Annotated in this window: 14 protein-coding genes; 6 read left to right on the top strand and 8 right to left on the bottom strand. The window is 74.3% G+C overall.

Features of this window, described 5'->3' with window-relative positions; all coding sequences use genetic code 11:
• The first annotated feature begins 45 nt into the window (after positions 1-45).
• Complete coding sequence (locus OP18_RS18090; protein WP_033360095.1) at positions 46-450, top strand: PPOX class F420-dependent oxidoreductase; 405 nt, start codon at positions 46-48, stop codon at positions 448-450.
• Positions 451-459: 9 nt separating this feature from the next.
• On the opposite strand, the gene OP18_RS18085 is transcribed toward OP18_RS18090, so the two are convergent.
• From OP18_RS18085 to OP18_RS61860, 4 genes are all read right to left on the bottom strand, one after another.
• The gene (locus OP18_RS18085; protein ID WP_052386902.1) at positions 460-1,353 is read right to left on the bottom strand and encodes an SGNH/GDSL hydrolase family protein; all 894 of its coding nucleotides are present in this window, start codon (positions 1,351-1,353) and stop codon (positions 460-462) included.
• A 67-nt stretch (positions 1,354-1,420) separates the two neighbouring features.
• Positions 1,421-2,371, bottom strand: a complete 951-nt coding sequence (locus OP18_RS18080; protein ID WP_033360094.1) for a sensor histidine kinase — start codon at positions 2,369-2,371, stop codon at positions 1,421-1,423.
• Positions 2,368-3,213, bottom strand: coding sequence for an MEDS domain-containing protein (locus OP18_RS18075; protein WP_033360093.1), 846 nt, complete (start codon positions 3,211-3,213; stop codon positions 2,368-2,370). Before OP18_RS18075 ends, OP18_RS18080 begins: the two co-directional genes overlap by 4 nt.
• An 82-nt stretch (positions 3,214-3,295) precedes the next feature.
• Positions 3,296-4,321: a DnaJ C-terminal domain-containing protein gene (locus tag OP18_RS61860; RefSeq protein ID WP_033360092.1), complete on the bottom strand. Its 1,026-nt coding sequence runs from the start codon at positions 4,319-4,321 to the stop codon at positions 3,296-3,298.
• Between the two features lie 211 nt (positions 4,322-4,532).
• Between OP18_RS61860 and OP18_RS18065 the strand changes: the two genes are divergently transcribed.
• The 3 genes from OP18_RS18065 to OP18_RS18055 all read left to right on the top strand — a co-directional run bounded on the left by OP18_RS18065 (position 4,533) and on the right by OP18_RS18055 (position 6,479).
• A complete protein-coding gene (locus OP18_RS18065) occupies positions 4,533-4,958 on the top strand; it encodes an Hsp20/alpha crystallin family protein (RefSeq protein ID WP_033360173.1) in 426 nt (141 codons plus the stop codon).
• A 143-nt stretch (positions 4,959-5,101) separates the two neighbouring features.
• Positions 5,102-6,022 carry a mechanosensitive ion channel family protein gene (locus tag OP18_RS18060; RefSeq protein WP_081970867.1) on the top strand — a complete coding sequence of 307 codons (921 nt, stop codon included), beginning with the start codon at positions 5,102-5,104 and terminating at the stop codon, positions 6,020-6,022.
• A 109-nt stretch (positions 6,023-6,131) separates the two neighbouring features.
• Complete coding sequence (locus OP18_RS18055) at positions 6,132-6,479, top strand: DUF6401 family natural product biosynthesis protein (RefSeq protein WP_033360091.1); 348 nt, start codon at positions 6,132-6,134, stop codon at positions 6,477-6,479.
• A 32-nt stretch (positions 6,480-6,511) separates the two neighbouring features.
• Here OP18_RS18055 and OP18_RS18050 read toward each other — a convergent pair whose 3' ends face one another.
• The 4 genes from OP18_RS18050 to OP18_RS18035 all read right to left on the bottom strand — a co-directional run bounded on the left by OP18_RS18050 (position 6,512) and on the right by OP18_RS18035 (position 10,552).
• Positions 6,512-6,814, bottom strand: coding sequence for a hypothetical protein (locus OP18_RS18050; RefSeq protein WP_245635422.1), 303 nt, complete (start codon positions 6,812-6,814; stop codon positions 6,512-6,514).
• A gap of 62 nt (positions 6,815-6,876) precedes the next feature.
• Positions 6,877-7,224, bottom strand: a complete 348-nt coding sequence (locus OP18_RS18045; protein WP_063745537.1) for an STAS domain-containing protein — start codon at positions 7,222-7,224, stop codon at positions 6,877-6,879.
• Position 7,225: 1 nt separating this feature from the next.
• The gene (locus OP18_RS18040) at positions 7,226-9,727 is read right to left on the bottom strand and encodes a SpoIIE family protein phosphatase (RefSeq protein WP_033360088.1); all 2,502 of its coding nucleotides are present in this window, start codon (positions 9,725-9,727) and stop codon (positions 7,226-7,228) included.
• Positions 9,728-9,730: 3 nt separating this feature from the next.
• Complete coding sequence (locus tag OP18_RS18035) at positions 9,731-10,552, bottom strand: alpha/beta fold hydrolase (RefSeq protein ID WP_033360087.1); 822 nt, start codon at positions 10,550-10,552, stop codon at positions 9,731-9,733.
• 292 nt (positions 10,553-10,844) lie between these two features.
• Between OP18_RS18035 and OP18_RS18030 the strand changes: the two genes are divergently transcribed.
• The gene (locus OP18_RS18030; protein WP_211273586.1) at positions 10,845-11,387 is read left to right on the top strand and encodes an RNA polymerase sigma factor; all 543 of its coding nucleotides are present in this window, start codon (positions 10,845-10,847) and stop codon (positions 11,385-11,387) included.
• A gap of 82 nt (positions 11,388-11,469) precedes the next feature.
• Positions 11,470-12,261: a zf-HC2 domain-containing protein gene (locus tag OP18_RS18025; RefSeq protein WP_033360171.1), complete on the top strand. Its 792-nt coding sequence runs from the start codon at positions 11,470-11,472 to the stop codon at positions 12,259-12,261.
• Positions 12,262-12,267 lie beyond the last annotated feature (6 nt).

Here is a 12,267-nt window from a genome sequence, read left to right as displayed (position 1 = left end):
CGTCGATTCGCATCCACCGGGCCGGCGCCGGGTACGACGGCGCTCATGACGCAGGTTCACCCGACGGCCACCGACGCGCTCGGCGCGCAGCGGTTCGTCTCGCTCACCACGTTCAAGCGGGACGGCTCGGCGGTCGCCACGCCGGTGTGGGTCGCGCAGGACGGCGACGCGCTGGTGGTGACCACGCCCGCGGACAGCTGGAAGGTCAAGCGGCTGCGCCGGAACCCGCGGGTGCTGCTGGTGCCGTGCGGCCGCACCGGGAAGGTCCGCGACGGCGACCGGCCGGTCCCGGGCACCGCGACGATCATCACCGACCCGGCGGTCATGCGGCGCATGATGCGGCTCGTGCGGCGCAAGTACGGCCTGGAGTACCGGGTGCTGCAGCTCGTCGAGCGGGTCGCCGGAGGGCGGCGCGACAGGGTGATGCTGCGGATCACCCCGTCGCGGTAGGCGGGCCGCTCAGGCCGTGAGGCGGGCCGTGACGGCGGTCGCCATGCCCTGCTCGCCGGCGGCGTTGGGGTGGAACGGCGCGGCGGTGTTCTCCGGCACGAGGCCCTCGACCCAGCGCACGCTCTTCGACCGGCACACGTCGTGGCCGATCGACGGGGTGTACACGTCGGCGTACTGCGCGCCGTTGGCCGCCGCGGTCGCCGCCAGCATGCCGTTGAGCGACTTCGCCACGCCGCGCAGGTACGGCACGTCACCGAACGCGAACGGCACCACCGGCCAGCAGCCGTAGCCGCTGTCCGGCAGGATCGCCGGGTAGCCGACGACGACGACGCGGGCGCCCGGCGCGGCGGCGCGCACGGCCTGCACGACCGCGGCGACCTTCGGGGCGGCCGCGGCGATGCGGGCCTGCAGCTGGTCGGTGCCGCCGGCGGTGTACCGGTCCTTGCACGGGGTGCCGAACGGGTTGCCGGCGCCGTCCTGGGCGCAGGCGGACACGATGCCGGAGAAGCCGATGTCGTTGCCGCCGATGCCGATCGTGACCAGGGCGGTCGCCGCGGTGACGGCGCTGATCTGGGCCGGCACGGGCAGCCCGAGCGTGCCCTTGCCGGGGTTGAGGATGTCGCCGGTCGTCGCGCCGCCGCAGCTGACGTCGGCGAAGGCGGCGGAGCCGATCGCGCGGGCGACCAGCGACGGGTAGTTGCGGTTCGACCGTACGCAGTTGAGGTCGACCTGGTCGGGGATGAGCGGTCCGGAGGTGTACGAGTCGCCGAGCGCCACGTACCGCCCGGTCGGCGCGGCGGCGTGGGCCGCCGTGCCCGGCAGTGCGGCGACGGTGACGGTGACGGCGGCGCTGAGGACGGCGGTGAGGGCGGCGGCGCGCAGGCGCGGGGCGGTGAGGCTCATGGCGGTCCCTTTTTGGCGGAAAGGGATGGGCGGGGACCGCGATTCTGCCACTATTCAGCGATGCCGGTCAATCACTCGTCCCAGCGATCATGCGGATCGTGAAGCCCGACGGGTCGCGCCGCAGCGACACGTACGCGCACATCTGGTGGGTCAGCCACAGGCCGAGCCCGCCCGGCCCGCCGGCCGGCATCATGCCGACCACCGGGTCCGCCGGTCCCGGACCGGTGTCGGAGACGGTGACGACGATGCGGCCCGGCTCCGCCCAGGCGCGCATGCGCACCGGCGGGCGGCCGTGGATGTGCGCGTTGGTGACCGCCTCGCTGACGCTGAGCACGATGCCGTTGAGGTCGTCGTCGCCGAGCGCGGCCACCCGCTGCAGGTCCGTGACCGCGGCGCGGGCCTGGGCGGGCGGCGGATCGGTCAGCTCGCACGCGGGCGGACGTGCCTCGATCGGGTCCGGCCATGACGTGACCGCCGTGGCGAGGAACTGCCGCGGATCCTGGTACACGGGGCTCGGCAGCCGCTGCCCGTCGGGCGCCACCACGTGCGTGTGGGTGCGCCGCACGTCGTCGAGCACGTCATGCGGGGTGGTGCGGGTGTCGTACGGGCACAGGCCGTACATCGGGAACTCGTCATAGACCTCGTTGGCGGCGGCCTCGTAGCGGGCCCACCACTCCCACGGCACCCCGACGCCGGGGTGCGGCACGTCGCCGGTGATGCGGATCTGGGTCGCGCCGTCCGCGACGTAGCCGGCCAGCATCTCCCGGTGCCGGCGGATGGCCGCGGCCGGGCGGCTGTAGTGGCGGCCGCCGTCGATGAACACGACGCCGCTGTCGGCGCCCAGCGCACCCCGCAGCAGCCGCTGGCGGTGGTCGGCGAAGATCGAGACCGTCGGCTCGCCCGCGGCCACGCCGCCCGCCAGGAACGGCACCACGACCTCGAGGAACTCCTCGTCGGACGCGTAGAAGGCGGCCTCGTGGAAGAGCCCGTCGCGCCCGCGCGCCGGCCCGGTCCTCATGCCACCACCACCCGCAGGTCGGCCAGGCGCAGCAGCCCGGCCAGCTGGGGCACGCCGCTGCGCCGGTCCACCAGCAGCTCGGTCGCCGCGCCCCGGCCGCGGACGTGCTCCACGAGCGCGATCAGCGCCGTGTGGTCGATGAAGGTCAGCTGCCGCGCGTCGATGCTGACCGTGCCGCCGACGGGCGCCAGGTCGACGCGGGACAGCGCGGCCCGCAGCTGGGCGTGACCGGCGATGTCGATCTCACCGGCCAGCACCGCGGCGGCCGCCGTGTCGCCCGGGTCGGCGGCGAACAGCCGCAGCGCGGTGGCGTCCGGCGACGCGAGCGGGTGCATGCCGGCCAGCTCCGCCACCGCGGCCGCGCCCAGCTCGGCGCGGTCATACCCGCACATCGCCGACATCGGGTGCCGGGCCATGTAGCCGTCGGCGAGGAACTCGTACCGGGCGAACGCGGCGCGCGCCTCGGGGCTGCGCACCAGCGGCGTCACGTCCGCCGCGACCCGCAGCCCGCTGAAGCCGTCGGCCACCGCCTGCTCGGTCATCGCCGCATAGGTCCTGACCTGGGCGGCCGGATCGGTCAGCGACCCGCCGCCATACGCGCCGACGTCGCGCAGCTGCGCCGCGCCGGGCGGACTGTCCGGGCCGGCGAGACCGGCGAGGCGGGCGAGGTCGTCGTGGCCGGCCCAGTCGGCGACGAGGACCACCCGCTGACCGCCGGCCAGCCCGTCGGCGAGGAACCGCTGGACGGTGGCGCGGTAGTCCTGCCGGGTGTCGAACACCCAGCAGAGGTGATCGTGCTGCCCGAGGCCTCCGGCCGTGTCGATGACCCCGGCCCGGCGCATGGGCCCCACAGTACACAGCCGCCGTGCGGCGTCACCAGGTCACATGTCCCCGGCGGCGGCGCACGGCGGGCATGCACGGTCGTCACCGGCCGCGCGCCGCCTGCGGGTCGCGGGGCGCGAACCCGGACGCCTCGGCCAGCTGCTGCCACAGCTGCCGCTCCGCGTCGCCCGGCTGCGCCGGCACGACGATCCTCACCTCGGCGTACAGGTCGCCGGGCGCGCCCTTGGGGTTGGGCATGCCGCGGCCGCGCAGCCGCAGCCGGCGCCCGGACGACGACCCGGCGGGCACCTGCAGCTGGACCTGGCCGCCGGGCGTCTCGACCGGCACTCGGGCGCCGAGCGCCGCCTCCCACGGCGCGACGGGCAGCTCGACGGTGATGTCCCGGCCGTCGACGCGGTACCGGGGATGCGGGGCGAGCCGCACCACGAGGTACAGGTCGCCGCGCCGGCCGCCGCCGAACCCCTCGGCGCCCTGCCCGGCGAGGCGGATGCGCTGGCCGTCGGCCACACCGGCCGGGATCGCCACCTCGAAGCTGCGCGGCCCGGTCGGGGTCCGCAGGGTCAGCCGCCGCCGCCCGCCGGCGTACGCGTCCGGCACCGTCAGCTCGATCTCGGCCTCGACATCCGCACCGGGGCCCGGGCCCGGCCCGCCGCCGAACCCGCCGCCATCGAAGCCACCGCCGAAGCCGCCCGGGCCGCCGCTGAACCCGCCGGGTCCGCCGGGCATGCCGCCGCCGAACAGGCCGCCGAGCAGGTCGTCGAGGTCCACGCCGGCGAAGCCGGCCTCGTCGAAGCCGCCGCCGGTGTTGACGTACACCCGCCGGCCGCCGCCCTGGTGGCCGTCGCCGCCCGGCACCGGGCCGTCGTAGTCCTCCGGCACGTGCCGCCACGCCTCGCCGAACCGGTCGTAGCGGGCCCGCTTCTTGGCGTCGGACAGCACCTCGTACGCCTGGTTGATCCGCTTGAAGCGCTCCTCGGCGTCCGGGTCCTTGTTGATGTCGGGGTGATACCGGCGGGCCAGCCGGCGGTAGGCACGCTGGATCTCCTCCTGTCCGGCGGTGCGCTCGACCCCCAGCACCTCGTAGTAGTCACCTGTCGTCGTGGCCACGGTCGCACTCCCCTCGACGGCTCCTGACCCTTCAACACCTAAAACTTGAGCCTTATGCTGTCAACTCTCACACTGTGGCGTATACCACATACGCAGAGTTGACGGCGGCACCGCTTCGGGGGTATCCGTTGAAACAAGTTGAGTCGATGGCACTCAACCCCGGGCGATCCGGGACCACCGCTTGGTGAAGGAGACCAAGGAGGAGATGGCCATGCTGCTGCGTACCGACCCGTTCCGCGACTTCGACCGCGTCTTCGAGCAGCTCGCCGGGACCATGAGCCGGCCGGCGGTCATGCACGTCGACGCCCACCGCGACGGCGACTGGTTCAACGTCTACTTCGACCTGCCGGGCGTCGACCCGGAGTCGATCGACGTCACGGTCGAGCGCAACGTGCTGCAGGTGAAGGCCGAGCGGCAGCGCCCGGCCAAGGAGGGCGTCGAGACCGTGATCTCGGAGCGCCCGATGGGGGTGTTCAGCCGGCAGCTGTTCCTCGGTGACACCCTCGACACGGACAAGCTCGAGGCCACCTACGACAACGGCGTGCTGACCCTGCGCATCCCGGTGTCCGAGCACGCCAAGCCCCGCAAGATCAGCGTCGGTGCCGGCAGCACCGGCTTGCGCCAGATCAAGGGCTGATCAGACCGCCTTCTCCGGTCACCTCCACGCCGGCCCGGCGCCTGCCACCACGGCGCCGGGCCGGCGTGACGATTTGTGGTTTTCGGGTGATTTATCGGGTATCCGAGATTGATTCAGTTCCCGGCCACATTCGAGGAGTCATGATGTCCGAGTACCTCGCCGTGCGCAGCGTGGAAATCGGCAGCCTGATCGGCAACATGCTGCGATCCGCGGCCGCCTTCCTCCCTCGCGCGCTCGCGTTCGTCGTCATCCTGATCGTCGGCTACGTCGTGGCTCGCCTGCTGCGTACGGCGGTCGACAAGTTGCTGGAGCGCGTCGGCTTCGACCGGCTGGTGGAACGCGGCGGTCTCAAGACCGCCTTGGCACGCTCCCGCTACGACGCCTCCAGCATCGTCGCGCAGCTCGTCTTCTACACGGTGCTGCTAATCACCCTGCGGGTGGCGTTCGACGTCTGGGGCCCGAATGCGGTTTCAACGCTCATCTCGGCCGTGATCGCCTGGCTGCCGCGGCTCCTTGTCGCGATCCTGATCGTCGTGATCGCCGCGGCGATCGCCTCCGCGGTGCGGGACATCGTGTCCACCGCGTTGGGTGGACTGTCCTACGGCAGGGCCGTGGCGAACATCGCCGCCGTGTTCATCCTGGGTATCGGGGTCATCGCCGCGCTCAACCAGATCGGGGTGGCGACCACCGTCACGACCCCCGTCCTGATCGCGGTGCTCGGCACCGTGGCCGGCATCTTGATCGTCGGCGTCGGTGGCGGGCTGGTGAAGCCGATGCAGGCGCGCTGGGACAGGTGGCTGGACCGGGTGGAGACAGAGTCGGCCGGCCGCTCCGAGCGCTCGACCGCGTACACCGCCGGCCGCAGCGACGCCGACCGGCTGATGGCAGAACAGCGGCAGCCGGCCGCCGCGCCGACCGCCGCCGGCCAACAGCCCCCGCCGGCACACCGTGACCAGCCGGTCGGCCAGCATGCCGGCCGCCCGCCGTATCCAGCGTCCGCGGTGGACGACGACCAGCGGGCCGTGCCGCCGCAGACCGGTCAGCGTCCCCCGGCCGCCCGGTGACACGGGTGCTCGCCCGGTCGGTCAGGCACGGTAGCCGAACGGTCATGATGCGGTAAAGCAGCCGTTGCGGCCTTTTCGTCCCGGTACGGCCTCTCTATGGTCGTACCTCATGACCATCCCTACCTCGAACCTGGGCGCCGACCGCGTGACCGCGCAGCTGCTGCTGGATCGCCTCCACCGGCAGGTCGGCGCCGTGGGCCTCGCCGCGGCAGCCGTGCTTCCCGGCCTGTCGGCGCAGGTCGACCAGCACGCCGCCGAGGTGCGCGACCTGCTCGGCGTCCGCGGCCGTCGGCCGACGCTCACGGCGTTGGCGAGCTACACCGACGGACTGCTCGACGGGGCGACCGGCCGAGGGTGGCAGCCGCCGCAGCACGATCTGGTTGGCTGGGCCGGCGCGGATGGTGTCGCGGTCCGGCTCTTGGCGCTGTGCGCCCTGGTCACCAGCGCCGTGGCGTAGCGGCGGCGGCAACGCGTCCGCACCGTGCGGGATCAGCTGGCGGCGCGGTGCAGTTCCTCGCGCACGACCGCCAGCTCGACGGTGTCACCGGACACGCCGCTGATCTGGTTGCCGGCCGCGTACGCGTCGTTGGACAGGAAGCCGGTCCCGTCGACCCGGATGTAGCCGGTGGCCATCAGGTGCTCGGCGATGCCGGCGATGGTGTCGGGCCGCACGTCGGTGCCCGCCTCCTGCACCGCGGTCACGGTGCCGGCCTGCTCACCCGCCGGGTCGACGACGCGCATCCCCACCTGCACGAGGGGCAAGACGTCCGCTGCTGAGGTGCCTGGTTGCATGCAGAGACGGTGCCCACTTCGCAGGATCCGAAACGTCGGTCCGCGGCACGGCGGCGACCGGGTCAGTTCGTCATCCCGGTCATGGCGGTGCCGACGTCCTCCACCAGCAGGTCGGGCAGGAACCCGATGAGTTCGAGCGTGAAGCGCACCATGCCGTCGGCCGGCGCCGCCACCCGCACCGGGGCGCCCCGGTCGCCGAACGCCGCCACCACCCGGTCCAGGCACCGCAGCCCGGCACTGTCCAGGAACGTGGTCTCGGTGAGGTCGACGACGACACCGCTCGCGGCGCGGACGCTCACGAGCACGTCGCGCTCCACGAGCGACGCGGTCGCGTGGTCGATCTCGCCGATCAGCTGGACGACCTCGCAGCCGCCCCTGCTGTACACCCGTACCTGACGCTCAGCGTGCATCTCAGCGTCTCCCGTCCCCGGTCCGGCGGCGCATCAGGACCGTCGTGCCGCCCGCGCCCCGGTCGATCATCAGCTCGTCCATGAGGCGCCCGATGAGCGCCAGGCCCCGCCCCCGCTGCAGCGCCGCGCGCGGCGGGCGCCAGTGGCCGGTGTCGCTGACGCGCACCACGACGGTGCCCCCGTCGACGTAGGCCAGCACGTGCACGCTGCGGGCCCCGTCCACGTCGTACCCGTGCTCGATCGCGTTCGCCACGGCCTCCGCGGTCGCCAGCACGACACCGAACCGGTCGTAGTCACCGACGCCCTGCGCCCCGAGCCAGGCATCCAGGTCGGCACGGAACCCGGACAGCGACTCCATCCGGGCGACCACCTCGGCCCGCAACTGCGGCACGTCGGCATAGTCCAGCGCCAGCAGGCACATGTCGTCGTGCCCGCCGCCGCCGGGCACCATCGCGTCGGTGAGCTGGGCGGCGAGCCCGTCCAGCGGCGCGCGCGAGTGCGCCGCGACCGCCGCCGCGAGCCGCTCCAGGCTTTGGTGGAGACGTTCACCGCGGCGCTCGAACAGCCCGTCGGTGTACAGGACCAGTCTCGAACCTCGGGACAGCGTCAACCGTGCCTCGCCGCGCTCCCGGCACGCCGTGGCGGCACCCAGCGGACCGGACCGGGCACCCCACAGGAAGCTCGTCTCCCCGCCCGGGTCCACCAGCACCGGCGGCGGATGCCCGGCGCACGCGTAGCGCAGCTCGCCGCTGTCCAGCGCCAGGTCCGCGTATGCCAGCGTCGCCATCTGCCCGGCCGCGAACTGCGACACGAACTCGTCCATGTGCCGCAGGACGTCGGCCGGCCCGCCGTGCGCGGTCGCGAACGCCCGCACGGCGCTGCGCAGCTGGCCCATGGCGCTGGCCGCGCCCAACCCCCGGCCGACCACATCGCCGACGACGATCCCGACGCTCTCGGCCGACGTGGCGAAGATGTCGTACCAGTCGCCGCCGACCTCCAGCGTGTGCACCGCGGGCCGGTAGGCGGTGGCGACGCGGTACCGCGGGTCCGCCGGCCACTGCCCGGCGAGCAGGCTGCGCTGCAGGGTGTGCGCCACCTCCCGGTCGCGCTCGGCCAGCCGCGCGTTGTCCAGCGACAGCCCGGCCCGGTCGGCGAGGTCGGCCAGGAACTCCGGCCCGACGTGCCCGGCCGCGGCCATACCGTCGCCGGCCAGCAGCAGCGTGCCGAGCACCGCGTTGCGCGCCCGCAGCGGCAGCACCAGCGCCCGGGCGCCGTTGGTGGTGGTCAACGGGACGGCGACCAGCGTCCCGGCCCGCCCGGCCGCGTGCACCGCCGCGAGCACGTCGTTCGGGAGGGTCCATCCGCCGCCCGGGCGGGCCGGCGCGGCCGCCTGCCACCCGGCCCCGCCGTGCGGATCGGCCGCGGGCTCGAGGTCGACCTGCGCGTACCCGGCGACGTCTGGCACCAGCAGCTCCACGAGGCGGCCGGCCCGCGCGGTGAAGCCGACCGTCTCGTCCAGGTCGCGGCTGAGCCGGGCCAGGAACCCCGACTGCCGTGCCTGCCGGGTGGTCTCCTCCAGCAGCCGGACGCGGTCCAGGGCCTGCCCCGCCTGGCGCCCGACGGTGCGCATGAGCTCGATCTCGTCGGCACCGAAGACGCGTGGCCGCGCGGGCCCGGCCTCCTGTGGCCGGTCGGGCGCGAACCCGAACGACACCACCCCCAGCACACGCTGGTCCGTGACCAGGGGTGTGACCATCCGCAGTCCACCGTCGTCCTCGGCGTGCCGGACGACGTCCAGCAGGGCCGTGGCCCGCGCCTCCGGGGCCTGGTCGTCGAGGGAGATCAGCTCGCTCGTGCCGCGGCCGGTCCCGGCGTCGTGCGCCCCGACCGGCTCCGCCCGGTCGTGCGGCGGCCCGTGCAGCGGGCGCAGCGCCCCCTCGGCCGGGGCGATCAGCCACACCCGGGTCGTGGTGGCGGCGAAGGCATCGACGCCGACCCGCACGACCGCGGCGACGATCTCCTCGGCGCGCTCGATCGCCGCGCAGCGCACCACCATGTCCTGCAGCAGCCGCAGCCGGGTGGCGGTGCGCTCGGCGATGCGGCGCTCGGCCAGCAGCTCCCGCTCATAGGTGCGGCGGTCCCGTGCCTCGAACACCGTCATCCGCACGAGTGCCTGCCCCTCGGCGGCCCCCGCGTGCAGCGACGCGTTGACGAACGCGTCGAGCCGGGTGCCGTCGGCCTTGCGGAACTCGGCCGCGATCTCCCGTACCTCCCCCTGCATGTGCAGCAACGGGGCCAGGTGCGTCTCGTGGAAGATCCGGCTGCCGGCGGAGTAGACCTCGTGGACGCGCCGCCCCTGCAGCTGCTGGCGGCGGTACCCGGTCCACCGCAGAAAGGTCTGGTTGACCCGCACGATCGTGCCGTCGGCCCGCAGTATCAGGTACCCGCACGGTGCGCTGTCGTACACGTCCTCGGCGTTCTCCTCGGGCAGCGACTCCGGCACGCCTCAACCCTTCCACAGGAAGCCGTCGATCGCCGCGTACGTCTCGTCCGGCGCGCTGAGGTTGGGGCAGTGCCCGGTCGCCTCGAGCACGACCATCGTGCTGCCGGGGATGTTCGCGTGGCAGTACACCCCCACCTCGTGCGGCGCGATGACGTCCTCGGAGCACTGCAGGATCAGCGTCGGCACGCTCACCCGGCGCAGTTCGGCGCGGTGGTCCGCGCGAAACGTCACCTCGGCGAACCGCCGCGCGATGGCCGGGTCGGTGCGGCAGAAGCTGTTCGTGAGCTCCTCGCCGAGCTCGGGCCGGTCGGCGTTGCCCATGATGACCGGCGCCATGGCCGCCGACCAGCCGAGATAGTTGCTGTCGAGGCTCTCGAGCAGCTCGTCGATCTCAGGTGCGCTGAACCCGCCGCGGTAGCCGTCGTCATCGATGTACCGCGGCGACGGCCCCACCATGACCAGTCCCGCGAACCGGTCCGGCTCCTTGATCACCGCCAGCGCCCCGATCATGGCGCTCACCGAGTGCCCGACGAACACCACGTCGTGCAGATGCAGCTCGTGCAGGATGTCGAGCAGGTCATCGGCGTACGCGTCCAGCGAGCCGTACCGCTGCGGGCAGTACGCGGACAGGTCCGAACCGCCGGCCCCGACGTGGTCGAACAGCACGACCCGGTGCTCGTCGGCGAAGCGGGGGGCGACGAAGCGCCACATGCTCTGGTCGCAGCCGAAGCCGTGTGAGAAGACCAGCGTCCGCCGGTCCCCCGCGTTCGCGAGGTCGACCCGGGGACCGATGACATTGACGCTGTTGCGTTCAACAACGCTCACGGCCGGTGACCATACTCGGGCCCTGTGTGTGCGAGCAAGACTTCCCCGGGTCGTCCCGGACGGTTGCGCGCCTGGTTGCCGGCTCGTGCGGCGCCGGTCCGGGCGACGATTCACCCGGGAGAGTTGCGGCCGATCTCCACCCTCGCCCGGGCACCGGGGCAGCGGCGCCGAGGCAGCGGCACCGGTGGCGCCCGATGCGGAGCCGATGGGAGACGCAGGTCACATCCTGGCGAGAACCGCGGGTAGGGTGCGCGACGTCTAGCCCGGTGTGAGAGGACCTGACGCGGTGGACGTGTCGCAGGCGGATGAGGAGGCGCTGCTGCGCCGCACCGCCCGCGGTGACCGCGCCGCGTTCGAGGAGTTCTACCGGCGCACGGCGCCGTGGCTGGCGGTCCGGCTGCGCCGCCGCTGCGCCGACCAGGACATCGTCGCCGAGGTCATGCAGGACGCGTACGTCGCCGTCTGGCGGGCCGCGGCCGGCTACGCGGGGACCGCCGCCGGGGGCAGCGCCGCGGGCTGGCTGTGGACGATCGCGGCGCGGCGGCTGGTGGACGCGTACCGGGTGCGGGCGCGGCGGGACCAGCCGGTGCCGGCGCCGCTCGCCTCGGACGTCACCGCGCCCGCGGCGGAGGACGAGGTGGTCGGGCCGGTCCTGGACGACCCGGTCGCCGGGGCGGTCCGCGAGCTGGCTCCGGAGCTGCGGGAGGTGGTGCAGGCCATGGTGCTGGACGGCTTGTCGGTGCGGGAGACGTCGGTGCTGCTCGGCGTGCCGGAGGGGACGGTCAAGACCCGGGCCCGGCGGGCCAGGACCCTGCTGCGGGAGGTGCTGTCATGACGGGCCGCGCATGCCCGGCGCCGCGGGACGGGGACGTCACGACCGCGCCCGCGTCGACGGCGCCGCCGCGGGACGGGGCGTCATGACCGCGCACGCGTCGCCGGGTCTGATCGCGAGGTACGCCGCCGGGGACGACCTGCCGGCCGACGCCGCCTGGGCCCTGGAGGCGCACCTGGAGGGCTGCGCCGCGTGCCGAGGGCGGCTGGGCGACACCGCCGGCGCGCACGACCCGGCCGTGCTGACCGTCGTGGAGTCGGCGTGGGTGGCGGTGGCGGCGGTGGTACAGGCGGAGACTCCGGCACGACGGCGGCGGCGACCGCTCCTGCTGCGCTGGCTGACCCCGGCCGCGCTGCCGTGGCTGGCCGCGACCGTGCTCGTGCCGCTCGTCGCGGCGCTGCTGGAGCTGACCACCGGCCGGTCCGCGGTGCTGCTGGTCGCGCCGGTCGTCCCGCTGCTGGGACTGGCCGCGTCGTGGAGCCGGCACCTCGACCCGGCACACGCCCTCGTCGCCAGCAGCCCCCGCGCCGGCCTGGGCCTGGCGCTGCGCCGCGCCCTGGCGGGCACCCTGCTCGTCGTGCCGCCGCTGGTGGTGTCCGGCGCGGCGACCGGCGCCGACCCGGCCCGCTGGCTGCTGCCGGGGTTCGCTCTCGCCGCCGGCGCGCTCGCGCTCGGCGCGTCCGTCGGGGTCGGCCGCGCGGCCGCCGCCGTCACCGCCGGCTGGGTCTGCGCGGTGGCGGCGCCCGGCCTGCTGTGGTCGCGGCCCGCGGCGGTGCTGGAGCCCCGCTTCATGCCGGTCTGGGCGGCCTGCGCCGTCCTCGCCGCCGGCGCCGTCTACCTGCGTCGCGACGCGTTCCAGCGCGCCGCGACCCGCTGAGCAACG

Source organism: Dactylosporangium aurantiacum (genome assembly GCF_000716715.1).
In the GTDB taxonomy this organism is placed as follows: domain Bacteria; phylum Actinomycetota; class Actinomycetes; order Mycobacteriales; family Micromonosporaceae; genus Dactylosporangium; species Dactylosporangium aurantiacum.
This window is presented reverse-complemented; position numbering and strand designations above follow the sequence as displayed.

What these genes read in the sequence shown, in the direction of transcription:
- OP18_RS18090 (WP_033360095.1), top strand. Translation starts at nt 46, where the DNA reads ATGACGCAGGTTCACCCGACGGCCACCGACGCGCTCGGCGCGCAGCGG.
- OP18_RS18085 (WP_052386902.1), bottom strand. Translation starts at nt 1,353, where the DNA reads ATGAGCCTCACCGCCCCGCGCCTGCGCGCCGCCGCCCTCACCGCCGTC.
- OP18_RS18080 (WP_033360094.1), bottom strand. Translation starts at nt 2,371, where the DNA reads ATGAGGACCGGGCCGGCGCGCGGGCGCGACGGGCTCTTCCACGAGGCC.
- OP18_RS18075 (WP_033360093.1), bottom strand. Translation starts at nt 3,213, where the DNA reads ATGCGCCGGGCCGGGGTCATCGACACGGCCGGAGGCCTCGGGCAGCAC.
- OP18_RS18065 (WP_033360173.1), top strand. Translation starts at nt 4,533, where the DNA reads ATGCTGCTGCGTACCGACCCGTTCCGCGACTTCGACCGCGTCTTCGAG.
- OP18_RS18060 (WP_081970867.1), top strand. Translation starts at nt 5,102, where the DNA reads ATGTCCGAGTACCTCGCCGTGCGCAGCGTGGAAATCGGCAGCCTGATC.
- OP18_RS18055 (WP_033360091.1), top strand. Translation starts at nt 6,132, where the DNA reads ATGACCATCCCTACCTCGAACCTGGGCGCCGACCGCGTGACCGCGCAG.
- OP18_RS18050 (WP_245635422.1), bottom strand. Translation starts at nt 6,814, where the DNA reads ATGCAACCAGGCACCTCAGCAGCGGACGTCTTGCCCCTCGTGCAGGTG.
- OP18_RS18045 (WP_063745537.1), bottom strand. Translation starts at nt 7,224, where the DNA reads ATGCACGCTGAGCGTCAGGTACGGGTGTACAGCAGGGGCGGCTGCGAG.
- OP18_RS18025 (WP_033360171.1), top strand. Translation starts at nt 11,470, where the DNA reads ATGACCGCGCACGCGTCGCCGGGTCTGATCGCGAGGTACGCCGCCGGG.